Origin of the sequence: Selenomonas sp. KH1T6, assembly GCF_900108415.1 — a bacterium.
GTDB lineage: Bacteria > Bacillota > Negativicutes > Selenomonadales > Selenomonadaceae > Selenomonas_B > Selenomonas_B ruminantium_A.
Map to the genome: position 1 here is coordinate 18,466 of NZ_FNWN01000023.1, position 22,873 is coordinate 41,338.

The 22,873-nt window shown below is 57.0% G+C and carries 23 protein-coding genes and 1 riboswitch; of the genes, 21 read left to right on the forward strand and 2 right to left on the reverse strand.

Annotation, left to right across the window (positions count from 1 at the left end):
- The first annotated feature begins 4 nt into the window (after window positions 1-4).
- Genes BLW59_RS12395 through BLW59_RS12415 form a run of 5 tightly spaced genes read left to right on the forward strand, consistent with a single transcriptional unit; the run spans window position 5 to window position 4,461 of the window.
- Window positions 5-1,366, forward strand: a complete 1,362-nt coding sequence (locus BLW59_RS12395; protein ID WP_029545056.1) for a PFL family protein — start codon at window positions 5-7, stop codon at window positions 1,364-1,366.
- Between the two features lies 1 nt (window position 1,367).
- The gene (gene nth, locus BLW59_RS12400; RefSeq protein WP_074698044.1) at window positions 1,368-2,006 is read left to right on the forward strand and encodes an endonuclease III; all 639 of its coding nucleotides are present in this window, start codon (window positions 1,368-1,370) and stop codon (window positions 2,004-2,006) included.
- 33 nt (window positions 2,007-2,039) lie between these two features.
- Window positions 2,040-2,516, forward strand: coding sequence for an N-acetyltransferase (locus BLW59_RS12405; protein WP_074698045.1), 477 nt, complete (start codon window positions 2,040-2,042; stop codon window positions 2,514-2,516).
- Window positions 2,517-2,545: 29 nt separating this feature from the next.
- Window positions 2,546-3,559, forward strand: a complete 1,014-nt coding sequence (aroF, locus tag BLW59_RS12410) for a 3-deoxy-7-phosphoheptulonate synthase (protein ID WP_074698046.1) — start codon at window positions 2,546-2,548, stop codon at window positions 3,557-3,559.
- A complete protein-coding gene (locus BLW59_RS12415; protein ID WP_074698047.1) occupies window positions 3,556-4,461 on the forward strand; it encodes a prephenate dehydrogenase in 906 nt (301 codons plus the stop codon). The genes aroF and BLW59_RS12415 overlap by 4 nt, the downstream gene beginning before the upstream one ends.
- Before the next feature lie 71 nt (window positions 4,462-4,532).
- On the opposite strand, the gene BLW59_RS12420 is transcribed toward BLW59_RS12415, so the two are convergent.
- Entirely contained in the window at window positions 4,533-5,816 is a 1,284-nt protein-coding gene (locus BLW59_RS12420; RefSeq protein ID WP_074698048.1) for a serine hydroxymethyltransferase, read from the reverse strand.
- 63 nt (window positions 5,817-5,879) lie between these two features.
- The gene (locus tag BLW59_RS12425) at window positions 5,880-7,298 is read right to left on the reverse strand and encodes a GntP family permease (RefSeq protein ID WP_074698049.1); all 1,419 of its coding nucleotides are present in this window, start codon (window positions 7,296-7,298) and stop codon (window positions 5,880-5,882) included.
- Between the two features lie 349 nt (window positions 7,299-7,647).
- Here BLW59_RS12425 and BLW59_RS12430 point away from each other — a divergent pair, with 349 nt between their 5' ends.
- The 16 genes from BLW59_RS12430 (at window position 7,648) to BLW59_RS12505 (ending at window position 22,839) form a co-directional block, all read left to right on the forward strand.
- Window positions 7,648-7,854 carry a hypothetical protein gene (locus tag BLW59_RS12430; RefSeq protein ID WP_029545040.1) on the forward strand — a complete coding sequence of 69 codons (207 nt, stop codon included), beginning with the start codon at window positions 7,648-7,650 and terminating at the stop codon, window positions 7,852-7,854.
- Between the two features lie 77 nt (window positions 7,855-7,931).
- Window positions 7,932-8,231 carry an HMA2 domain-containing protein gene (locus BLW59_RS12435; RefSeq protein ID WP_074698050.1) on the forward strand — a complete coding sequence of 100 codons (300 nt, stop codon included), beginning with the start codon at window positions 7,932-7,934 and terminating at the stop codon, window positions 8,229-8,231.
- Between the two features lie 4 nt (window positions 8,232-8,235).
- Window positions 8,236-9,015, forward strand: a complete 780-nt coding sequence (locus BLW59_RS12440) for an HMA2 domain-containing protein (protein ID WP_074698051.1) — start codon at window positions 8,236-8,238, stop codon at window positions 9,013-9,015.
- The gene (locus BLW59_RS12445) at window positions 9,012-11,126 is read left to right on the forward strand and encodes a heavy metal translocating P-type ATPase (RefSeq protein ID WP_074698052.1); all 2,115 of its coding nucleotides are present in this window, start codon (window positions 9,012-9,014) and stop codon (window positions 11,124-11,126) included. Before BLW59_RS12440 ends, BLW59_RS12445 begins: the two co-directional genes overlap by 4 nt.
- Before the next feature lie 109 nt (window positions 11,127-11,235).
- Window positions 11,236-12,573 carry an MATE family efflux transporter gene (locus BLW59_RS12450; RefSeq protein WP_081348526.1) on the forward strand — a complete coding sequence of 446 codons (1,338 nt, stop codon included), beginning with the start codon at window positions 11,236-11,238 and terminating at the stop codon, window positions 12,571-12,573.
- A 59-nt stretch (window positions 12,574-12,632) separates the two neighbouring features.
- Window positions 12,633-12,837: riboswitch (cobalamin riboswitch) on the forward strand.
- 126 nt (window positions 12,838-12,963) lie between these two features.
- Complete coding sequence (gene nikB, locus BLW59_RS12455) at window positions 12,964-13,878, forward strand: nickel ABC transporter permease (protein WP_074698071.1); 915 nt, start codon at window positions 12,964-12,966, stop codon at window positions 13,876-13,878.
- A complete protein-coding gene (gene nikC / locus BLW59_RS12460; protein ID WP_029545028.1) occupies window positions 13,878-14,693 on the forward strand; it encodes a nickel transporter permease in 816 nt (271 codons plus the stop codon). The genes nikB and nikC overlap by 1 nt, the downstream gene beginning before the upstream one ends.
- A gap of 55 nt (window positions 14,694-14,748) precedes the next feature.
- Window positions 14,749-16,317, forward strand: coding sequence for an ABC transporter substrate-binding protein (locus BLW59_RS12465; RefSeq protein ID WP_074698072.1), 1,569 nt, complete (start codon window positions 14,749-14,751; stop codon window positions 16,315-16,317).
- Window positions 16,318-16,327: 10 nt separating this feature from the next.
- Complete coding sequence (locus tag BLW59_RS12470) at window positions 16,328-17,113, forward strand: ABC transporter ATP-binding protein (RefSeq protein WP_074698053.1); 786 nt, start codon at window positions 16,328-16,330, stop codon at window positions 17,111-17,113.
- Window positions 17,106-17,888, forward strand: coding sequence for an ABC transporter ATP-binding protein (locus tag BLW59_RS12475; RefSeq protein WP_074698054.1), 783 nt, complete (start codon window positions 17,106-17,108; stop codon window positions 17,886-17,888). Before BLW59_RS12470 ends, BLW59_RS12475 begins: the two co-directional genes overlap by 8 nt.
- A 148-nt stretch (window positions 17,889-18,036) precedes the next feature.
- The gene (gene cobI, locus BLW59_RS12480) at window positions 18,037-18,735 is read left to right on the forward strand and encodes a precorrin-2 C(20)-methyltransferase (protein ID WP_074698055.1); all 699 of its coding nucleotides are present in this window, start codon (window positions 18,037-18,039) and stop codon (window positions 18,733-18,735) included.
- A gap of 117 nt (window positions 18,736-18,852) precedes the next feature.
- Entirely contained in the window at window positions 18,853-19,803 is a 951-nt protein-coding gene (locus tag BLW59_RS12485; protein WP_074698056.1) for an ABC transporter substrate-binding protein, read from the forward strand.
- Window positions 19,804-19,835: 32 nt separating this feature from the next.
- Window positions 19,836-20,807, forward strand: coding sequence for a FecCD family ABC transporter permease (locus BLW59_RS12490; protein WP_074698073.1), 972 nt, complete (start codon window positions 19,836-19,838; stop codon window positions 20,805-20,807).
- Between the two features lie 3 nt (window positions 20,808-20,810).
- Window positions 20,811-21,623, forward strand: a complete 813-nt coding sequence (locus BLW59_RS12495) for an ABC transporter ATP-binding protein (RefSeq protein ID WP_074698057.1) — start codon at window positions 20,811-20,813, stop codon at window positions 21,621-21,623.
- Between the two features lie 105 nt (window positions 21,624-21,728).
- Window positions 21,729-22,514: a Fic family protein gene (locus BLW59_RS12500; protein ID WP_074698058.1), complete on the forward strand. Its 786-nt coding sequence runs from the start codon at window positions 21,729-21,731 to the stop codon at window positions 22,512-22,514.
- 55 nt (window positions 22,515-22,569) lie between these two features.
- Window positions 22,570-22,839 (forward strand): type II toxin-antitoxin system RelB/DinJ family antitoxin, encoded by a 270-nt coding sequence (locus tag BLW59_RS12505; protein WP_074698059.1) that lies wholly within the window; start codon window positions 22,570-22,572, stop codon window positions 22,837-22,839.
- Window positions 22,840-22,873 lie beyond the last annotated feature (34 nt).

Consider the following 22,873-nt stretch of genomic DNA (forward strand, 5'->3'; position numbering starts at 1 on the left):
ACCATTGATCACTATAGATGATATCTTAGAAACAAACCGCATGATCACCGAGAACAAGCTGGATGTGCGCACCATCACCATGGGCATCTCCCTGAGGGACTGCGCTCATCCCAATCTCGAGAAATTCTGCCAGAATGTCTATGACAAAATCACCAAGTCTGCAGAGTTCCTGGTGAAGACCGGCGAGGACATCGAGGCAGAGTACGGCATCCCCATCATCCACAAGCGCATCTCTGTGACTCCCATTGCCATTGCGGCTGATGCCTGCAAGACAGACAGCTTCGTGCCTGTGGCCGAGGCTATGGACAGGGCTGGCAAGGCTGTGGGTGTCAACTTCATCGGCGGCTTCTCCGCTTTGGTGGAGAAGGGCTACACTCACGGTGACAGGGTGCTGATCGAGAGCATACCCCAGGCGCTGGCTTCCACGGATATAGTGTGTTCCTCTGTGAACCTGGGCTCCACCAAGGCGGGCATCAATATGGATTGCGTGCGGGAGATGGGCGAAGTGGTGAAGCGCACCGCCGAGCTCACCCGTGACACCCAGGCTTTGGGCTGCGCCAAGCTGGTGATTTTCTGCAACGCCCCCGGGGACAACCCCTTCATGGCAGGCGCCTTCCACGGCGTGTCCGAGGGTGACCGGGTCATCAACGTGGGTGTCAGCGGCCCCGGCGTGGTGAAGCATGCCCTGGAGGATCTCAAGGGGGCTGACTGCACGGAGATTGCAGAGACCATCAAGAAGACGGCCTTCAAGATCACCCGTGTGGGCCAGCTGGTGGCCCGCGAGGCTTCCAGGCGTCTGGGGGTGCCCTTTGGCATCATCGACCTTTCCCTGGCTCCCACGCCTGCCGTAGGGGACAGCGTGGCCCGCATCCTGGAGGAAATGGGCCTGGAGGCCTGCGGCGCTCCCGGCACCACGGCTGCTCTGGCCATGCTGAACGATGCAGTGAAGAAGGGCGGCCTCATGGCCAGCTCCCATGTGGGCGGTCTGTCCGGCGCCTTTATTCCCGTCAGCGAGGACGAGGGCATGATTGCTGCCGTCAAGCAGGGCAGTCTTTCTATTGAGAAGCTGGAGGCCATGACCTGCGTCTGCTCCGTGGGTCTGGATATGATTGCAGTGGAGGGTGATACTTCCGCAGCCACCATTTCTGGCATCATCGCCGATGAAGCTGCCATCGGCATGATCAACAACAAGACCACGGCTGTGCGCGTGATTCCCGTGCCCGGCAAGAAGGTGGGAGATGTGGTGGAGTTCGGCGGCCTCCTGGGCTACTGCCCCATCGTGCCCGTCAGGAACCAGTACAGTTCCTCAGCCTTCGTGGCCCGCGGCGGCCGCATTCCCGCGCCGGTGCGGAGCCTTACCAACTGATATGCGGGTGACCAAGGCAGTCAGGGAGCAGCAGATTGCCATTTTGGAGGAAATTTATCAAGGCGTGAAGCCTGCCCTGAAGTTCCGCAATCCCTTCGAGCTCCTGATTGCCGTCATCCTGTCTGCCCAATGCACAGATGTGCGGGTGAATGTGGTGACGGAAAGGCTCTTTGCCAAGGCTCCCACACCTGAGGCTATCCTGGCCTTGGGACTGGGGACGCTGGAGCAGGAAATCAAGGACTGCGGGCTTTTCCGCAACAAGGCCAAAAATATCATGGCGGCCTGCCAGCTGCTTTTGCAGGACTATGGCGGGCAGGTGCCTGAGGATTTCGAGGCCCTGCAGAAGCTGCCGGGGGTGGGCAGGAAGACGGCCAATGTGGTCATGAGCGTGGCCTTTGACTATCCAGCCATTGCGGTGGATACCCATGTCTTCCGGGTGGCCAACAGGCTGAAGCTGGCTGTTGGCACCACGCCTTTGGAAGTGGAAAAGGGCTTGCAGAAGGCCATTCCCAAAGAGAAGTGGTCTGCAGCCCACCACTGGCTGATTTGGCATGGCAGGAAACTATGCAAGGCCAGGAATCCCCTTTGCACTGACTGTCCCCTCCATGAGGTGTGCCCCAGTGCAGTGCCGGGGAAATAAACAGGGCCCTTTGGCGGGCCGGGAAGTGATTGTATGGAATACAGGAAAGCTGTTTTTGGCGATATAGAAGCCATCTATGAACTGGTGAACAAGTATGCGGAAGAGGGGGTCATGCTGGCCCGCTCCCGCAATACTCTCTATGAGACCATCCGCGATATGGTGGTGGCCATCGATGAGGAAAACGGGGGGCGTCTGGCTGGTGTCGGCGGCCTGCACATCATCTGGGAGAAACTGGCAGAGGTGCGCACCATGGCGGTGGACCCTGACTACATCCGCCGGGGCATCGGCGGGGAGATTGTCCGCCGCCTGATGGCCGAAGGTGATGAGCTGGGCATTGAGCAGTATTTCACCCTCACTTATAAGCCCGGTTTTTTCCAGACGCTGGGCTTCAGGATCATCACCAAGGAGGAACTGCCCCACAAGGTGTGGAAAGAGTGCATAGACTGCCCCAAGTTCCCCAACTGCGATGAAATCGCCCTCATGAGGGAGGCAGGCACGAAAGCGCAATAACAAATCATATAGGAGCAGGAGGTAATTAGATGATTATCGTAATGAGCCCCGGTGCAACCAAGGAAGATATAGCCAAGGTGGAAAACAAGCTGAAGTCTGTGGGCCTGCAGGCCCATCTTTCCGTAGGCGCAGAGCGCACCATCGTAGGTGTCATCGGTGATAAGAAAATCATAGGCAACCTGGAGATGAATATGCTGCCCGGTGTGGAAAAAACCGTGCGCATCACCGAGAAGTACAAGCTGGTAAGCCGTGAGTTCCATCCGGAAAACTCCGTGGTGGATGTGGACGGCGTGAAGGTAGGTGGCGAGCAGCTGGTGGTCATGGCAGGTCCCTGCTCTGTGGAGAGCCTGGAGCAGCTGCGTGAGGCGGCTCAGGCCGTGAAGGCCGGCGGCGCCCAGTTCCTGCGCGGCGGCGCTTTCAAGCCCCGCACCAGCCCCTATGACTTCCAGGGCCTGGCTGAGGACGGCCTGAAGCTCCTGCGTCAGGTGGCTGACGAGAACGGCCTCAAAGTTGTCACGGAAATCGTGGACAAGGACGATATCGAGCTGGTGGGTCAGTATGCCGACCTCTATCAGGTGGGGGCCCGCAATATGCAGAACTTCCAGCTGCTGAAGGCTCTGGGCAGGGCCAAGAAGCCTGTGATGCTGAAGCGCGGCCTTTCCGCCACCATCAGCGAGTGGCTGAATGCCGCCGAGTACATCGCCGCAGGCGGCAATGAGAATATCATCCTCTGCGAGCGCGGTATCCGCACTTACGAAACCTACACGAGAAACACCCTGGATCTCAGCGCCGTGGCAGCGGTGAAGGAGCTTTCCCATCTGCCCATCATCGTGGACCCCAGCCATGGCACAGGCCGTTGGCAGATGGTACAGCCCATGGCCAGGGCTGCTGTGGCTGCCGGGGCAGACGGACTCATCATCGAAGTGCATCCCCATCCGGAGATTGCCCTGTCCGATGGTGACCAGAGCCTCACGCCCAAGAAGTTCAATGTCCTTATGTCCGATTTGGAGAGGATCGCTGCTGTCATGGGGAGAACTGTATGAAGCCGGCAGGGGAGCCTGTACGCCTGGCCATTATTGGCGTGGGCCTCATTGGCGGCTCCCTGGGCCTCTGCCTGAAAAAGGCCATGGGAGAGGGCATCTATATCACAGGCCTTTGCCGCACCCAGGCTTCTATGGACAAAGCCGTGGAGCTGGGGGCTGTGGACTTTGCAGGCAGCGATATAGAGAAGGTGGTTTCGGAAGCTGATATTGTCTTCCTGAGCCCGCCGGTGCTGCAGATCGTGCCCATGGTGAAGAAGCTCCTGCCGTACTTGAAGCCCGGCACCATCATCACGGATGCCGGCAGCACAAAGCAGTATATCTGGCAGCAGCTGCAGGGGCTTTTGCCTGATGATATCTATTACATTGCAGGCCATCCCATGACAGGCCGGGAAAAGAGCGGCGTGGCGTCAGCCAAGGCCGACCTTTTCCAGGGCAAGGCCTATGTGATAGTTGAGGACACGGGAGCGCCTGCGGAAGCCCATGAGAAGCTCATGGAGGTGCTGAAGCATACCGGCGCCAATTTCACTACGCTTGATATCAGGAAGCACGACCGCTGCGCCTCCGTCATCAGCCATGTGCCCCATGTGACGGCAGCAGCCCTGGTGACACTTTTGAACCGCAGCGGGGACGACTTGGAGTCCTGCATCAAGCTCATCGGCGGCGGTTTCACCGATACCACCCGCATAGCATCTTCCAATGCTGATATGTGGGCTGACATCTGCATGACCAACGGCGAGGCTATTACCCGCCATCTGAAGGATCTCCAGTCCATCCTGGGAGAGGTCATCACGGCCATAGACAGCCAGGACCGCCAGGCTGTGCACGATTACTTCGCTGCTTCCAAGGCAAGGCGCGACAGCCTGCTGGAGAAGGCTGTGGAGAAGCGTATAGATCCCAACTGAAAAGACCAAGAACAAAAAGGCGCATGGCAGCTTTCGAGCTGACATGCGCCTTTTGGCGTGTCATAAGAGAATCAGTTGTTCCAGTACACCATCATCCGTCCCATCAGATCCTGCGGGCTGTCATCTGCTTCAGCGTCTGGCAGCCATTCTTCGGAGAAGAGGGGGAGACCGTCGATGAGTCTTTTGACCGTTTTGGCTATTTCGGCGATGTCGCTTTCCTTCTGGGGGGAGTTGATGAAATTGCCCAGAGCGCGTCCCACTTTGTGCATATCCTTTTCCTTCAGGGAGCGGGTGGTGGGGTCAAGGCTGGAGAGGCGCAGCACAGAGAAGCTGAGGTCACCGGAGGTGAGGAGTTGCTCGGGCTTCACCATGAGGCCTGCTACAGCCAGATTGTCCGTAAGCTTGTCGCCGTCAATGCCCTCCCGAAGCTGGGCCAGCACCAGATGGTTGGCAGTGGGCCCGCAGAGGGTGTTTACCCCTGCTTCTCTGAGGCCCTTTTCCAGAGCCTGGGCGTTCTTGATGGTCTGCTCGCAGTAGGCGATGAATTCGTCAGTGGCAGCTTCCCGGAAGGTGATGGCCAAGGCTGCCAGGACATTTTTCTTCAGGGAAACGTGTCCTGTGTCGATGACCGCCTGGTCCAGCCAGGGGGCCAGCTTCTCCGTGGTGAGGATAATGCCGTTCTGGGGACCGTGGAGAGCGTCGCTGGCACCGAAGGTCACCACGTCTGCATAGGGGACCGGGGACGGCACGAAGCCTGTGGCCACCAGGCCTGCATTCTGCCCGATGTCCACCCAGAGATAGGCGCCTGCCTCATCGGCGATCTGGCGGAACTTTTCGTAGTCTGTATTCTGGGGATAGTTCACCGGGGAGTAGATGATGATGCGGGGACGGTGGTTCAGGGCCAGCTCCCGTACCTTGTCAAAATCTATGGTGAGGGTGTCCGGCTCCAGGCTGAATTTCACGAAGTTATAGGTCATCCAGTCGCCGGTGCAGTGCTCCTGCTTGCGCAGATTGAAAGAGAGGATGGTGCTGTCCGGCTGGGCCAGGGCGTAGAAAACTACACGAGATGCCGCCACGGGGTTGCCCGTGCGGACGATGGCGTGGTCGCTGTGGAAGAGTTCCTTCACCCGGCGGCAGGCCATCTGCTCCAGGCGGCTGCGGCGCTCGATGGCGTGATGGTCCATGAAGTCATTGCCCAGCACGCTGCCCTTCAGATAGGCTGAGAAGGGAGAGACCGCATTGGCAGTCGGTATCAGGGACAGGGTGGAGCACTGCCTGTCCAGAGCGGAGAGCAAGAGGTCAGAAAGCTCCGGGTCGAAGGCCTCCATACGGCGGAGCAGAGTCTCATTATCCATAGGATCAGATCCTTTCTGGGAAATATTTGCTCATACATATATCTATTGTATTGCCATGCCTTATCAGACGATGCCCGTCAGCATGTAGAAGGCGATGCACAGGAAGGGCACGGTAAACTTCATGAAGAGCAGCACCACGATGTCGAAGTAGGACTGCTTGTGGGTGAGACCGCAAATAGCCAGCAGGGTCACCAGTGCGCCGCAGTGGGGCACCGGGTCGATGCCCACGGAAGCGATAGCCACGATGCGGTGCATGACCTCCAGGGGAATGCCCTGGGCGATGGCTGCCTGTGCCCACTGTTCGCCAAAGGCTGAGAGGGCGATGGTGAGGCCGCCGGAAGCAGAACCTGTGATGCCGCACATGATATTGGTGGCCAGCACGGCGGAAAGCAGCGGGCCGCTGGAGGCGGAAAGTCCCAGCAGGGCATCCTTGATGGGGCTGAAGCCAGGCATGGCCACCAGCACGCAGCCGAAGGCAAAGCCGGAGGCCACGTTCAGGGCCGCAGTGCCGGAGGACAAGGCGGCGAAGTTGATGGGATTCAAAAAGCCATCAGTAGCTTTGAGCCTTTTCCTGCCAATCCAGCCAGCGGCGACGCTGCTGACAATCAGGGCGATGGAAATGGACCAGATGGCGGATACCTTGCCGATATGGGAAGCAATGAGGGTGAGCTTCATGCCGGAGAGGGACTCCAGCATATCCTCAGCCCAGTGGAAACCCCAATCCCAGGCAAAGGGGTTGGAGAGAATCACGTTGATGATGACTACCATCAGGAGGGGCACCATGGCCAGCTGCCAGCTGACAGTTGCCTTGCCCTGGCCGCTCTGACGGTCGGCGTGGGCACCGTAGCCTTCGCCTTCGTTTTTGAGTTTCTTCATGCGGTAGGTGAGCCAGCCCCAGCCCATGACCATGAAGATGATGGTGGCGAAGAGGCCGATGCCGATGCCTGACCAGGAAGAAGTCTCGAAGTAGGCAGCGGGGATGATGTTCTGAATCTGGGGCGTGCCCGGCATGGCAACCATGGCAAAGGAAAAGATGCCTATCCACAGAGTGGCGGGCAGGAGCCTTTTGGGAATGTCAGCCTGACGGAAAATCACGGCGCCGAAGGGGTACATGACGAAGGCTACCACGAAGACAGAAAGACCGCCGTAGGTCAGGGCGCCGCAGCCCAGGATAACAGCCAGGATGGCCCGCTCCTCTCCCAGGGTGCTGACAATCTTGGCCGCTACAGCGGAAGCCAGGCCGCCTTTCTCCATGAGTTTGGCGAAGACGGCGCCGAAAAGGAAGATGGGATAGTAGGTCTTTACATATTCGGCCAATTTGGTCATGTAAAGCTCACTGAAAATGGGCAGGCCATAGTGTTGGCTGCCCAGGGCGGCCACAACCGCAAAGAAGGGTGCGACCAGGATGATGGAGCAGCCGCGGTAAGCGCAGAGCATAAGCCCTATGAGCGCAGCTGCCATAGCGATGGTTGCCAAGGGAATCTCCTCCTGAAATTATTGTTTGAAAGCATACATATATTATCATAACTAGCAGTTATGGTCAATAATATTCGAAGATGAACAAATATTATGATAATTAATAAACGTCGCTTCTGAGCTAATAAATAAAAGAATAATAATCAATAACAAATGTGTCTGATAATTACTTCTAATTGCCTTCCGGACCTTCTCTTACTATGTAATTTATGTTATACTTTAAGCAGTTAATATGTTTTTAGGCAAGGTTGATAATCATTCAATATTGACAGCTGTTCTCATTCGCAGTATAATGGGAGCAGTCAGTTAGGTTGTTTTCAGCTTGGCCTAAGTGTTTCACATGAGGAGGATATTTATGTTCCAGAAAACAGATTTTTGGATTGGTCTCGCAGTTGGTGCCGTAGCTGGTATTTTCGGCTATCGCTTCATGCAGGAGCGTGAGCAGCAGATGGCTGCCCTCCAGCAGGCTGCTCCTGCAGGTGAATTGCCCCTTGCTGAGCTTCAGCGCCAGAAAGAGGAGCTCGAGGACCTTATCGCTGCTCAGGAAGCTAAGCAGAAGTAATTTCTTATGAGTTTGGAGACTGCCATCGGCTTCGCCCCTGGCAGTCTTTTCTTCTATGTGAGAGGGAGGAAATATTCTTGAATCTGTTGGGGAACATACAGATTCCAACCAGCAAGTTGGATTTATTTATCCGTTCTGTGGAAATTGCGTCTTATCTGCCTGGGAGGGTGCGCCTGCGCTCCAGAAATCTCATCGGCAATGCGAATCTGGAGCACGAAGTGAGGTCCCAGCTGCTTTCCTTTTCAGAGATTGACTCAGTGGATACCAGCACCGCTACCGGCTCCATTCTTATCAAGTATGTGCCGGAGCGTCTCAGAGCCAATGCTGAACTGGCAAAAGTTGAACAGTATATTATGTCGCATGTAAAGGGGAGATGAAGTGATGGCTATGTCCGGAACAGGAATGATGATGGGTATGGCAGCAGGTCAGGCTTTGGCACAGATGCTTATTGGAGGCGGCTCCGGTGCCGCCAAAGGCATGATGGGCGGCCGCGGCGGTATGATGGGCGGCATGATGGGCAGCATGGGAGGCCGGGGCGGTCGTTCCGGCGGCCAGTCCGGCCTTTTGGACAGTGGCCTTGACATGATGAAGCAGGCAGGCCAGGGTGTGGCAAAAGCCGGGGCCAGGATTCAGCGGGCAGTGTTTGCAGCTCCAGTTGAACCTTTTGCCCTGGTTTCCAGGCAGCCGGGACGCCGCCGCTACAGGGCTTCCTTTGACAAGGGCTTGGAAAAGACTTTGGAAAAACTTGCTTCACTGCCCTTTTTGAAGGAAGTGAAGGTCAATGCCCTGACAGGCAGCATTCTCTTTATCTATGAGGCTGCAGAGGCCAACGAGGAAGAGATGGACAAACTGGCAGCTGCCTTGCGCGACAGGGTTTTCAAGAATAACCTGCCTCCCGCACCTCCTGCACCGCCCAAGGGGGAGGGCATGCCTTCCGAGTCCCATGCCGGAGCCATCACCAAGAGTCTCCGTGGCACCATGCGGGCCTTCAGTGCCTGGATCAAGGAGCACACTGGTGGCTGGCTGGATATCAGTTCGGCAGCCGCCCTCATCTTCCTGGTAAGGGGCTTTAGGAAGATGCTAGCCAACCAGCAGTTCCCCACCGGGTCACAGATGTTCTGGTGGGCCATTTCCCTCATGAGAGGATGGCGTACGGTATGAAATACGGTGTTTACAATATAAGGCTGGCGGTGGCCCTGCCCCGTGAGGAACGGGCCATCCTGGCAGCCAAACTGCGCAGCTTCCGCCAGATAGCAGCGGCAGTGGTGGAGGAGCGCCAGGCGCGCATCTACTACCGCGGCGTGCTGCCCCTGCAGCAGGTGCAGTCTCTTATTGTGCGCACCTTGGTGCGGGTGAAGGAAGAATCCGTCAGCCAGGCAGACCGCCTGGTTGAGTATCGCAGGGATGCCCTGATTTCCCTGGCCAGCTTTGCAGGCATGCAGCTCCTGCAGCGCACTTCTCCCCAGCTCTATGCCAGCATGAAAATCCTGCGCACCCTTCTGGTGCTGGGCATTGCCCGGAACTTCATCAAGACTGGCATCCAGGGCATGATCGAAGACCGCCGTCCCAATGCAGATACATTGACGGCTACGGCAGTCATCGCCTCCGTGCTGGCAGGCAAGCCGGAATCCAGCCTGACCCTGCTGGCCTTGTCCAATGGCGCGGAGATGCTCACCAGCTATGCGGCAGAGCGCGCCCGCACCCATATCTCCGGCCTCCTGTCCCTTGACCAGCGCTACGTCTGGCTGGTGGAGGGCCAGGAGGATGATGGAGATGTGGTGGAGCGCAAGGTGCCAATTGAGCAGGTGAAGGCTGGGGACATCATCGCTGCCCATGCTGGTGAGAAAATCGTCATTGATGGCCGGGTGATTTCCGGCGATGCTGCCGTGAATCAGGCCTCCATCACCGGCGAGTCCAATCCTGCCATGAAGCACGCAGGTTCTCCCGTATACGCAGGCAGCGTGGTGGAGGCAGGCGAACTGGTGATTGCGGTGGAAAAAGTAGGCTCTGATACATCCCTGGCTCATATCGTGCATCTGGTGGAGGAGGCCCAGACCCGCAAGGCGCCGGTGCAGAATTTCGCCGACCAGATGGCCAACCTGCTGGTGCCCATTTCCTTCATCGGGGCGGGCATTGTCTACGGTGCCACCCGTGACTGGCAGCGGGTGCTGAACCTGCTGTTCATCGACTTCTCCTGCGGCCTCAAGCTTTCCACTGCCACGGCCATTTCTGCTTCTATTGCAGCAGCAGCCAAGCGCGGCATCCTGGTGAAGGGCGGCAACTATATCGAGGCTCTGGCAGAGACTGACACGGTGGTGCTGGACAAGACTGGTACCCTCACCGTGGGCATTCCCCAGATTTCCTTCATCAAGACAAAAGCCGGGGGGGAGGAGAAGGAAGTGTTGCTCTTGGCGGCCTCTGCCGAGCAGCATTCCGTCCATCCCCTGGCGGTGGCCATCCAGAAGTATGTGAAGGCACAGGAATGGCAGGTGCCCCAGCATAAGAAATCCGAGACCGTGGTGGCCCGGGGCATGCTGGCAGAGGTGCCGGACTTCGAGGGCTGCAAGGGCGGCACTATCCGCGTGGGCAGCCTGAAGTTCTTGAACGAAAATGGCGTCAAGGATAATGAGAACCTTGATGCAGGCCTCAAGGGCAAGAACCTCCTTTATGTGGCCCGCGACCAGGAGCTTATCGGCGTCATCGGCATCGAGGACCCTGTGCGTCCCAATATGAAGAAGACCCTGAACCGCATGCGCCGCTATGGCATTGACGAGATTGTCATGCTAACCGGCGATTCCAAGGCGGTGGCAGCTGAGGTGGCAAATGCCATGGATATCGACTCTTACCATGCGGAAATCCTGCCTGAGGACAAGAGCACTTATGTGAACAAGCTCAAGCAGCGTGGCACGGTGATGATGGTGGGGGACGGCATCAACGATGCTCCGGCCCTGGCCTTTGCAGATGTGGGCGTTTCCCTGGGCGGGCGGCAGACGGATATTGCCGCCGAGTCCTCTGCAGTGACCATCCATTCCGAGGACCCCAACCGCCTTATGGAGGCCCTGCAGCTGGGCAAGCGCACCATGGATCTGGTGCACCAGAACTTCATGGCGACAATCCTGGTGAATTCCTCCGCCATGCTGTTGGGAGCTTTGGGGCGCATCAATCCTCTGTGGGCAGCGGTGATCCACAATACGGCCACTCTGGCTGTGGTGCTGAACAGCTGCCGCATCCTGCGGCCTAATGCGCCGTTGTTTGCCAGGAGGCGTCGCTGAGCAGTTTGACGAATGAGGCTGTCTATATCCCCCGGGGGGGCTTGCGCAGGCAGAGGCTGGTTGTTATCATCTAATTGATATTGATTATTAGATGATAAGGAGTTTTAGCATGCGCATGCCGGACGAGGACAGACATTATTTGAAAATAGCGATGCCTGCTGCCCTGGAGGGCCTGTTTATGGTGCTGCTGAGTTCTGTGGATATCATCATGGCAGGCATGCTGGGAACGGCGGCTATTGCGGCGGTGAGTATCTTTACCCAGCCCAGGATGATGCTGCTTTGTGTGGTTCGCTCCATAGCGGCGGTGCTGACGCTGCTCACTGCCAGGAAGTTCGGTGAGAATAATACACAGGAAGTGCCCGTGCTGCTTGCACGGACACTTTTTTGTGCAGTTATTTTCATGGGCATATTGCATGTCTTGTTCTTCTGGCAGCTGGAGCGCATTCTCTGCTGGATGGGGGCCCAGGAAGAGTATCTGGCAGCGGCTCTGTCCTATGGGAACATCGCTCTGCTGGGGGTATTCTTAACCACTCTGGCCACTGTCCTGCAGGCAGTGCAGCTGGGCTATGGCCACACCAAAGAGGTGATGAACGCCAACCTTCAGGGCAATCTGGTGAATGTCGTGGGCAATGCTCTGTTCATCTTTGGCCTGGGCCCCTTTCCTGCGCTGGGGGTGACGGGGGCTGCTGTGGGTACGGTCATTGGCACCAGCTGGACTCTGGCAGTTTCTGCCCGCCAGCTGGGGGGCAGCGCTATGCCGGGGGACTGGCGGGCTTTTTGGCCTGACAGGTCATATTTCCGGGAATTCTTGCCCGTCTTTGCCGGAGTCTTCAGCGAGCAGGGGTTCGAGCGCATCGGCATGGTGCTCTACACCCGCATGGTGGCAGAACTGGGCACGGCAGCCTATGCCGTCCATGCCATCTGCATGAATTTCTGCGATTTCTATTACTGCTTTGCCGGAGGACTGGGCAAGGCCAATATGGTCATGGCAGGCCACGCCCACGGGGCAGGCGACTGGGCTTACTGGCAGCGGCAGCTGCGGGCCGGGCTCAAATGGAGCTTGATTTTTTCCCTTGTTTCTTTTGTGCTGACCTTCAGCTTGCGGGAAGAAATCTTCAGCCTCTACTCCCATGAAGTGGGCTTACTGCCCTTAGGGAGCCTGGTCATGATTTTCGTGGCGGCAGTGAGCTTCCCGGAGGCCCATGCCCTGGTGTGCGCCGGCGTGCTCCGGGGCAGCGGCAGGACCAGCCAGGTGGCAGCCTATTCCTTTGTAAGCATTGCCTTCCTGCGTCCCCTGATCACGGCTTTCTTCCTGCAGGTGCTGGATATGGGCCTGCCTGGTGCCTGGCTGGCTCTGGCCATCGACCAGTCCATCAGGGCTGCCTGTGCCTCCTTCCTGCTGTGGCGCCTGTGGCAGAGGCGTCCCCAGCCTGCCTGCGAACCTTGACAGGCTTGGGGAGGTAGTGGTAAAATTTTGTCTGTTGCTATTTTTATTGAAAACAATTCTATATTGAGATTGGATTGGGTGTCGAAAGGAATGGCATAGTTCCTACGACTTAATAGAGAAGCCGGTAAAAGCCGGAGCGGTCCCGCCACTGTAACAGCGAGCTTCATTGCATTGATGTCACTGGAAAGAGCAAAGTCTTTCTGGGAAGGCGCAAGGAAGTGATGACCTGGAGCCAGGAGAACTGCCCGATTGACAATCACCGTTTGACCCGCGAGCGATGGGGATGGGGATTTTGCTGGAGAAGTATATGGTGAACCTGTCTGCATTTTTGCGGGCAGGTTTTTTATGTTTATGGGGAGATGAGAAACTTTGCAAAAACTTTTGGGCAAGATGTCGCAGATGCTGATTACCCTCATAGGTGTCAGCTTCCTGACCTTTTGCTTGACCTATCTGGCCCCCGGGGACCCGGCGGCCATGCTGCTGGAGGCGGGGGACACTATCGTGTCGCAGGAAACCCTGGACAAGACCAGGGCGGAGCTGGGACTGGACAAGCCCTTCCTGGTGCAGTATGTGAACTGGGCAGGAGGCGTGCTGCAGGGGGACATGGGCATATCCTACTCTGCCAAGAAACCGGTTACAGAAAAGCTGCTGGAGGGCTTTGCAGGGACGCTTGCTTTGGCGGCTGTGACCATCGTCTTCGTGCTGCTGATTTCCCTGCCGCTGGGCATTTGGTCTGCGATTCACAGGAATGGCTGGCAGGATCATCTGGTGCGGGGCATTTCCTTTATCGGGGTGTCCATGCCTTCCTTCTGGATAGGCCTGCTCTTTCTCTACGTCTTCGGCCTGAAGCTGGGCTGGTTCCCTATTGCCAAGTCGGCTGTGACTTTGGAGGGCATCGTGCTGCCTTCCCTGACCCTGGCCCTCTATATGTCCTCCAAGTATATCCGCCAGGTGCGCACTGTGTTCCTGGAGGAACTGCAGCAGGATTATGTGGTGGGGGCAAGGGCCAGGGGGCTTTCGGAGCAGGCTATCCTGTGGAAGCACGTCTTGCCCAATGCCATCCTGCCCCTCATCACCCTGCTGGGTATGTCCATTGGCTGGCTCCTGGGGGGCGTGGCGGTCATCGAAATGGTGTTCTCCTGGCCTGGCATCGGCAATATGGCGGTGCGGGCCATCTCCATGCGGGACTATCCTCTCATCGAGGGCTTCGTGCTCTGGATTTCCATAGTTTACATGGGCATCAACGCGCTGGTGGATCTTTCTTATGCTTATCTTGACCCGCGGCTGAAAAAGGAGGGGAACTGATGGCGGTTTTTCGTGAGAACAGGCTTTTCGCCTTCTATACAGCTCTGGTGGTATTTGTGGTGCTGCTGGCCATCTTTGCCCCTTACCTTGCTCCCCAGGACCCCATGGAGGGAAACATGAAACTGGTGCTGCAGACGCCGTCGGCAGAGCATATCCTGGGCACGGATAAATTGGGCCGGGATATTTTCTCCCGCATTCTCTGCGGCACCCAGGTTTCTCTCTTCATGGCTCTGTGCCTGGTGGCGCTGATTGCCGCTGTGGGCACGCTGGTGGGAGTGCTGGCTGGGTTCTTCGGGGGCTGGCTGGAAACCATCCTCATGCGCCTGGCGGATATGATGCTGGCCTTCCCGGGCATCGTGCTGGCCATTGCCATCGCAGGCATCCTGGGGGGCAGCGTGGTGAATACCATCCTGGCCCTGCTGGTGGTGAGCTGGGCCAAGTACGCCCGGCTGGTGAGGAGCCTGGTGCTGCGCCTGCGCAATCAGGATTTCATCCAGGCAGCCAGGATCCAGGGGGCCCGCACCGGGGCTATCCTCTGGCGCCATGTGTTGCCCAATGTGCTGCCCATGGTGGTCATCACGGGAGCCATGGACATCGGCACTATGATGATGGAGATTGCAGGTCTGTCCTTCCTGGGTTTCGGTGCCCAGCCACCCACCCCGGAGTGGGGGCTGATGCTGAACGAGGGGCGCCAGTATATCCAGTCGGCTCCCTGGCTCATGCTCTATCCGGGATTGGCTATCTTCAGCGTAGTGGCGATATTCAATCTGTGGGGGGACAGCCTGAGGGATGTCCTTGACCCGCGGCAGGAATAGATATGTTGTCTCTCTTATTTTTTAGAAAAGGGGAATGCGTGCAATGAAGTTCAACATGAAGAAAGTTTGGAAAGCTGTGGCTCTGGGCCTGTGCGGTGCAGCTCTGACGGCTGCCCTGGCTGGCTGCGGGGCAGACAAAGGGGGGAGCGCCCAGCAGGGTGTGCTGAAGGTGGGTGTCACCAACTTCGCCGACACTCTTGAGCCTACCCAGAATTACTTTGGCTGGGTGGTCATGCGCTACGGCCTGGGTGAGTGCCTTACCAAGTTTGACGAGAAGATGAACGTGCAGCCCTGGCTGGCCGAGAGCTGGAACATCAGCGACGACCATCTCACCTGGACTTTCAAGATCCGTGAGGGCGTGAAGTTCTCCAATGGCGACGAGCTTACGGCTGAGGCTGTGAAGGCTTCCATCGAGCGTGCCTTCGCCAAGAACAACCGTGCCGCTACTTTCTTCAAGTACAAGGAAATCAAGGCTGAGGGGCAGACCCTCACCATCGTGACGGAAAAGCCCATGCCCAATATGCCGGGCTTCCTGGCGGACCCCCTTTTCATCATTGTGGACACCAAGGCCGAGGCAAATCGCGACTTTGCCAAGGAAGGCCCCATCTGCACCGGTCCCTACATGGTGGAATCCTTCGTGAAGGAAAAGGCTGTCATGAAGAAGAACCCCTCCTACTGGGATGGGGAAGTACCCTTTGAGACGGTGGAGATTCCCTCCATTGATGACCCCAACACCCGGGCCATGGCTCTCCAGTCCGGCGAGGTGGATATGGCTGTGAACATCGCCGCAGGTGACATGGACACCTTCCGTGGCAATGATAAGTTCTTCGTGGACGAGATTTCTTCCCTGCGGGTGGTGCTGGCCCGCCTGAACCAGAAGGGCATCCTGAAGGACGACAAGGTGCGCGCCGCTCTCATTGCCGGCTGCGACAGGGAAACCTACAACAAGGTGCTCCTGAAGGACACTTTCCTGCCGGGCAAGGCTCCTGTGCCTCCTTCCATGGATTACGGCTTTGACCAGCTCACTGACCCCAACGCCTACAATCCCGAAAGGGCAGCTAAGCTCCTTGACGAGGCCGGCTGGAAGGATACCAACGGCGACGGCATCCGCGAAAAGGACGGCCAGCCTCTGAAGCTTGATTTCGTGGTTTACAACAGCCGCGCAGAACTGCCCCTCTACGCTGAGGCAGTGCAGGCTGACCTGAAGAAGCTGGGCTTTGACATCAACATCAAGACCGTGGATTACAATCTCGTTGACCAGATTGGCATCAAGGGCGAGTATGACCTCCTGATTTCCAATATCACCACCGCCAACACTGGCGATCCTGAGATTTTCCTCAACTGGTACTGGAAGTCCAATCTGAATGGCGAGAATCCCCAGAACGGCTCCGGCTACAGCAATCCTGCTCTGGACGCCAAGTTCGAGGCCCTGTCCGTGGAATTTGACAAGGAGAAGCGCCGCCAGCTCATCATCGAGATCCAGCAGATAATCATGAATGACGGGGCAGCCCTGTTCCTGGGCTATCCCCAGACCAACATCGTCAGCAGCAAGGCTCTGGCCAACGTGAAGATGTATCCTTCCGACTACTACTGGATCACCAATATCATCAAGCCTGCCAAGTAAGGGAGCGAAAATGCTTTTAGATGTAAAGAATCTTTCCATCGAGTATCAGGGAAAATCCACGGTGGAAAATGTTTCCTTCGGCCTGGAGCCGGGGGAGATACTGGCCATCGTTGGGGAGTCCGGCAGCGGCAAGACCTCCGTTATCCGCGCCATCCTGGGATGCCTTTCCGGCACGGGCCGGGTCAGCGGCGGGGAGATAGATTTTGCAGGGCGGAAGCTCCTTTCCCTCACCAATAAGGAATGGCTGGAGCTTCGTGGCAAAGATGTGGCCATGATCTTTCAGGACAGCGGCAATATGCTGAATCCTGTCCGCACCATCGGCAGCCAGTTTGTGGAATACATGCAGGTGCACAGCAGCATGGGCAAGGGTGAGGCAGAGGAAAAGGCCAAAAGCCTACTCAAGCGCATGAACCTGCCGGACCCTGCCAGGGTGATGGAATCCCATCCATTCGAGCTCAGCGGCGGCATGCGGCAGCGAGTGGGCATCGCCATGGCTCTCGCCTTCCAGCCCCAGCTGCTGCTGGCAGATGAGCCCACTTCGGCTCTGGATGTCACCACCCAAGCCCAGATAGTAGAGGAGCTGATGCAGGTGGTGCAGGAGGCAGGCTCTGCCATGATCATCGTCACCCACAATATCGGCGTGGCAGCCCACATGGCAGACAAGATCATGGTCATGATTGGCGGCAGGGTGGCGGAGTACGGCACTACTGCCGAGGTCATAGGAAGCCCCAGGGCTGACTATACCAAGACTTTGCTGGCTTCGGTGCCGGAGATTGGAGGCCGCCGCTATGTCTGAACAGGAAATACTGTTGGCTGCTGAAAAGGTCTGCAAGGTCTTCGAGCCGGAAAAGGGAAAGAAATTCACTGCCTGCCGCGATATCTCCCTGCAGCTGCACAAAGGGGAAACCCTGGGGCTGGTGGGGGAGTCCGGCTGCGGCAAGTCCACTTTCGTCCGCACCATCATGGGGCTGCACCCTGCCACCAGCGGCAGGATTCTCTTCAAGGGTGAGGATATCACCAACATCAAGGGAGAGAAAAGGCGGGAAATGGCCAGGCACATCCAGATGATTTTCCAGGACCCTGCCACGGCTTTCAATCCCAAGATGCGCATCAAGGACATCATCTGCGAGCCCTTGAGGAATTTTGCCAAAGTCTCAGATAAGGAAGCTGAAGCAAGGGCTGTGGAGCTCCTGCGGCAGGTAGAGCTGCCACCGGAGATGGCCCTGCGCTATCCCCATGAATTGAGCGGCGGCCAGCGCCAGCGGGTGGGCATTGCCCGGGCCCTGATACTGGAGCCGGAAATCATCATCTGCGATGAGGCCACCAGTGCCCTGGATGTGTCCGTGCAGGACAGCATCGCCAAATTGCTGGCGGAAATCCAGAAGAAGCGCGGTGTCAGCTATATCTTCATCTGCCATGACCTGGCCCTGGTGAGCCTGATCAGCCACCGGGTGGCAGTCATGCAGCAGGGAAGCATCGTGGAAGAACTGCCGGGGGATAAGCTTGCGGAAGCCAGGCATCCGTATACCAGGAAGCTGTTGAGCTCTGTTTTTGCGGTCAGGGCGTGCTGAATATGCAGGAAAAGGAGCTGTTGCATGGCAACGGCTCCTTTTGCTATGGAAAAATCAGACAGATTGGGTTAAAATAAAATCTGAATGAAATGATGAGCGCATAGATATATAACAGCGTAATCAACAGATTTGCAATGGAGGTCATATTATGAGCGGAATTTTTTACGGCATCGGCGTGGGCCCCGGCGACCCGGAACTTTTGACGGTGAAGGCCATCAACGCCATCAAGAAGGTGGATGTGCTCATCGCTCCCAAGACGGAGAAGAAGGACGGCAGTGTGGCTCTCTCCATTGCCAAGCCCTACCTCAAGGAAGATGTGGAGATCGTCTATCAGGTGTTCCCCATGGTTAAAGGCTTTGCAGATGATACCAAGGCCTGGGAGGAGAACAAGGCAGAGATCCTGGCGCTTTTGCACGCAGGCAAGAACGTGGCTTTCCTGACCCTGGGGGACCCCATGTTCTACAGCACCTATATCTATGTCTATCGCCTGCTGGAGCATGAGGACGTGGAAATCTGCACCATTCCCGGCGTGCCCGCCTTTGCTGCCATTGCCAGCCAGATTGGCGCCCCCATTGTGGAGGGTGATGATGTGCTGGCCATCATCCCTGCTACCGCCAGCCCGGACAAAATCCAGAATGCCCTGGCAGTGGCTGACAATGTGGTGATGATGAAGGTCTACAAGAACTTCTCCGATGTGGCCCATCAGCTGGCTGCCCACGGCCTGGCCAAGAACGCCGTGCTGGTAAGCCGCGCAGGCCTGGACGGGGAGCAGGTCATCGATGATATCATGGCCCATCGGGATGAGAAGCTGAACTATCTGTCCACCATTCTCACCAGAAGACATTAACGTAGAAAGAGTAATGCAGTGGTTGATTAGCCTCCACCGCTTGCGGGGGGCACGAAGTGCGGGAGCCCAGTGGGCTCCCTGGACAGGGACCGTCGAAGACGGTGGAAGGGGGAAAAGATGGGTGATATAAGAAGGCTCCTGTTTGCCACAGTGTGCGTTGCTTTTTTATTGGCTTTATCAGGCTGCGGCAGTCAGCAGTCTGTTGACAATTCCTCAAACCAGATGTTTGCCAAAGTGCAGGACGACCTGGGCCGGGAAGTGACTCTGGAGAAAAAGCCGGAGCGCATTGTGGTTACCTCTGCTTCCTTTTTGGAGCCTCTCCACGAGGTGGGGGGCGACGTAGTGGGCCGCCCGGACTCCAAGACCAAGATGCCGGACTATGCCAAGGATAAGGCCAGTGTGGGCAAGGTCTACCAGATTGATGTGGAAAAAGTGCTGGCCTGTGAGCCGGATCTGGTCATCATCAACAAGGGCATGAATGAGAAACTGGTGGAAACCCTGGAAGCCAGCGGCATCAAGACTCTGGTGGTGGATATGAAGAGCTACGAGGACGTGAAGCGGGAAGTGGCTCTCTTTGCCCAGCTTACGGGGGAGAAGGAAAAGGGAGAGGCCCTTATTTCCTCTATGGACAAGAAAATCCAGGCCGTGAAGGAGAAAATCCCGCAGGAGAAGCGCCGGGTGGCTGTCATCCACAGCACCAATCAGGGGCTCACTGTGCAGCTTTCCGGCAGTATAGCAGGTTCAGTGGCTGAAATGCTGGGCTGGGAGAATGTGGCAGGGGACATGACCCCGCTGGAAAAGGATCCAGATTCTGCTCCCTATAGCCTGGAAACCATGGTGGAGAAGAATCCCGAGCTGCTGTTCGTCACCAGCATGGGCAAATTGGAAGAAATCAAGGCCAGCATGGACGCAACCATGGCGGAGAACCCCGCCTGGCAGTCCGTGGAGGCGGTGCGCCAGGGCAAGGTCTTCTACCTGGCCCAGGACCTGTTCCTCCTGAGTCCCGGCCTTCACTATCCGGAAGCCGTGGAAATGATGGCCAAGCTGGTCTATCCGGAAGCATTTTAAGGAATGAGAATTGACAGGAGGTCGTCAATATGATGATAAGAAAGGTCGTCTTATTGGCGGCCTTCTTTGTTTTGGCAGTGCTGGGCATGCTCACCAGCATCAGCCTGGGTTCTGTGGAGATACCCGCTTTGGAAGTGTGGCAGACCCTCTTTGCCGGGGGCAGCGGCACCCATGAGCAGATCCTGATGAACATACGCCTGCCCCGCACGCTGGTAGCGGCGCTGGTGGGCATCAATCTGGCCCTGTCCGGGGCTATTTTACAAGCGGTGATGAGGAATCCCCTGGCTGACCCCCATATCATCGGCATTTCCTCCGGGGCGGGGCTCATGGGCATACTGGTGATGCTGGCCCTGCCGGGGTACGGCTTCCTCATTACCCCTGCGGCCTTTGTGGGGGCCATGGGGGCGGCGGTGCTGATTTACCTCTTGGCCTGGAAGAACGGCATCCAGCCCATACGCATCATTTTGGCAGGTGTGGCAGTGTCGGCCTTTTTGGGGGCGGGGATTTCCGCCCTGATGATTTTCTACAGTGACAGGGTACACAGCGCCCTGATCTGGATGGTAGGTGGCCTGTCTGCCCGCAGCTGGCCCCATGTGGCTATGCTCTGGCCCTATACTCTGGGCGGGACGCTTCTGGCCTTTGCCTCGGCACGGCATATCAATATCCTGCAGCTGGGGGACGAGCTGGCGAAGGGACTGGGGCTGCGGGTGGAGCTCACCCGCCTGCTGCTCACGTCCGTAGCGGCCCTGCTGGCCGCCAGCGCCGTTTCCGTGGTGGGGCTGCTGGGCTTCGTGGGCCTCATTGTGCCCCATGCAGCCCGGCTCATGATAGGCTCTGACTACCGCTTCCTCCTGCCGGGGACGGCCCTTTTGGGAGTGGGCATGGTAACCTTCAGTGATACCTTTGCCCGGGTGGCCTTCTCTCCCGTGGAACTGCCTGTGGGCATTATCATGGCGGTGCTGGGCGCCCCGTTCTTCCTGTTCCTGCTGAGAAGGGAGCTGTGACCATTGAGCGAGCAAAGCAAAAAGCCTGACGGGTTCCGCGTCAGCCATTTGAAGGTTGCCATCAAGGGCAAGGCCATTCTTCGGGACATCTCCCTGGAATTCACCCTGGGCAGGCGTACTGCCATCATCGGTCCCAACGGCGCAGGCAAGTCCACTTTCCTGCGGGCCATCTCCGGCCTGAACCACGCCTACGAGGGGGCCATCAGGCTGAACGGTGAGGAAATCCGCAAGATGGGCAGGCAGCGGCTGGCCCAGAAGCTGGCCATCCTGCCCCAGGGCCTGCAGGCTCCCCCTGACACCACGGTGGGCACGCTGGTGGACTACGGCAGATTCCCTTACCGCAGCTGGCACGGCGGCAGCCAGGATGCCAGGGCAGACCGGGAAGCCGTGGCATGGGCTCTCTCCGTGACAAAACTGGAGTCCTTCAAGGACAGGCAGGTCATGACCCTTTCCGGCGGCGAGCGCCAAAGAGCCTGGATAGCCATGGCCCTGGCCCAGAAACCTGAAATCCTGCTGCTGGACGAGCCCACCACTTATCTCGACATAGCCCATCAGCTGGAAGTCATGAACCTGATTGAGTCCATCAACAGGGAATACGGAATGACCGTGATCATGGTGCTCCACGATATCAACCACGCCCTGCAGTATGCAGATGAGCTGGTGGTCATCAAGGAGGGAGCCTTATTTGCCCAGGGCAGCCCGGATGAGATCCTTACAGTAGACCTCATCAGGAATGTCTTCGGCGTCAGGGCAGATATCTTCAAGAACAGCCAGGGGGCAGCAGTGCTGTCGCCGGTGGAATTGGTGAAGAATTGAACATGGAAGAAGCAAGAAGTTTTTACGGTTATATCCGCAAAACTTCTTGGATTTGGTGACTATTGCGGATACAACAATACTTGCAAGAGGAGAGAGGTCAGTCTGATGAACAGTGTTTACGAGAAACTGAACCAGGCTTTGCAAAAATTCAATTCACTGGGCATAGGGGAGCAATTTGACTTCCATAAACTGTACCTGTATTCTCTGGTCACGCATTCCACCGCTATCGAGGGGTCTACGGTCACGGAAATCGAGAACACCTTGATGTTTGACGAAGATATTGTGCCCGGTGGCCGTACGTTGACTGAGCAGCTGATGAATCTTGACCTGAAGCGGGCTTATGATTTTGTTGCCAGGCAGGTGCCTGAGAAGCCGGAGATTACCGTGGATTATCTGAAGAAACTCTCGGCGCTGGTGATGAGGAACACCGGCAGCGTCTATAACACTGCCCTGGGGGATTTCGATTCTTCGGCAGGAGATCTGCGGCTGGTGAATGTCAGCGCCGGACGGGGCGGCAAGACATATCCTTCTTATCAGAAAGTGCCTGGGAAACTGGAGAAGTTTTGCTCATGGCTGAATGAGGCAAGGCAAAGCAACTATGAGGATGAGGCTTCTGTGTACGCCTTTTCCTTTGAAGCCCACTACCGGCTGGTGTCCATTCACCCCTGGGTAGATGGCAATGGCCGAACCTACAGGCTGCTGATGAATATGCTGCAGATGGAGCGGGGGCTATTGCCCAGCATCTTGCTGAAGGAGCATAAGGCTGGGTATATAGAGGCTCTGGCCAAAAGCCAGGATGAGGAGGACAGCAGGATTTTCGTTGATTTTATGATGGAGGAAATGACGGGGTTTTTGTTGCGGAGTGTAGAGGAGTTCGTAAAAACATCTTGAATAATACAAGTGCAGTGAATATGCAACGCTATGGTATGAGAATATGGTGGTGTCTATGAAAACTGTATCTGTAACTATGAAGGTGGATTCAGAACTGAAGGCACAGGCAGAGGTGCTTTGCGAGCAGATGGGACTGACACTCTCTACGGTCTATACCATGCTGCTTAAGGCTATCGTGCGCACTGGCTCCATTCCTTTTGAGATAAGGGCAGACAGTTTCTATAGCGAAGCGAATCAACGTCATTTGAGGGCGGCTATAAAGAGACTTGAAGCAGGTGAGGGAAAGGTGCAAGGAGACCAAGCTGTTTTACAAAAATGTCAATGATTATTTCGAAAATAGCGCATTGTAAGGAACATTA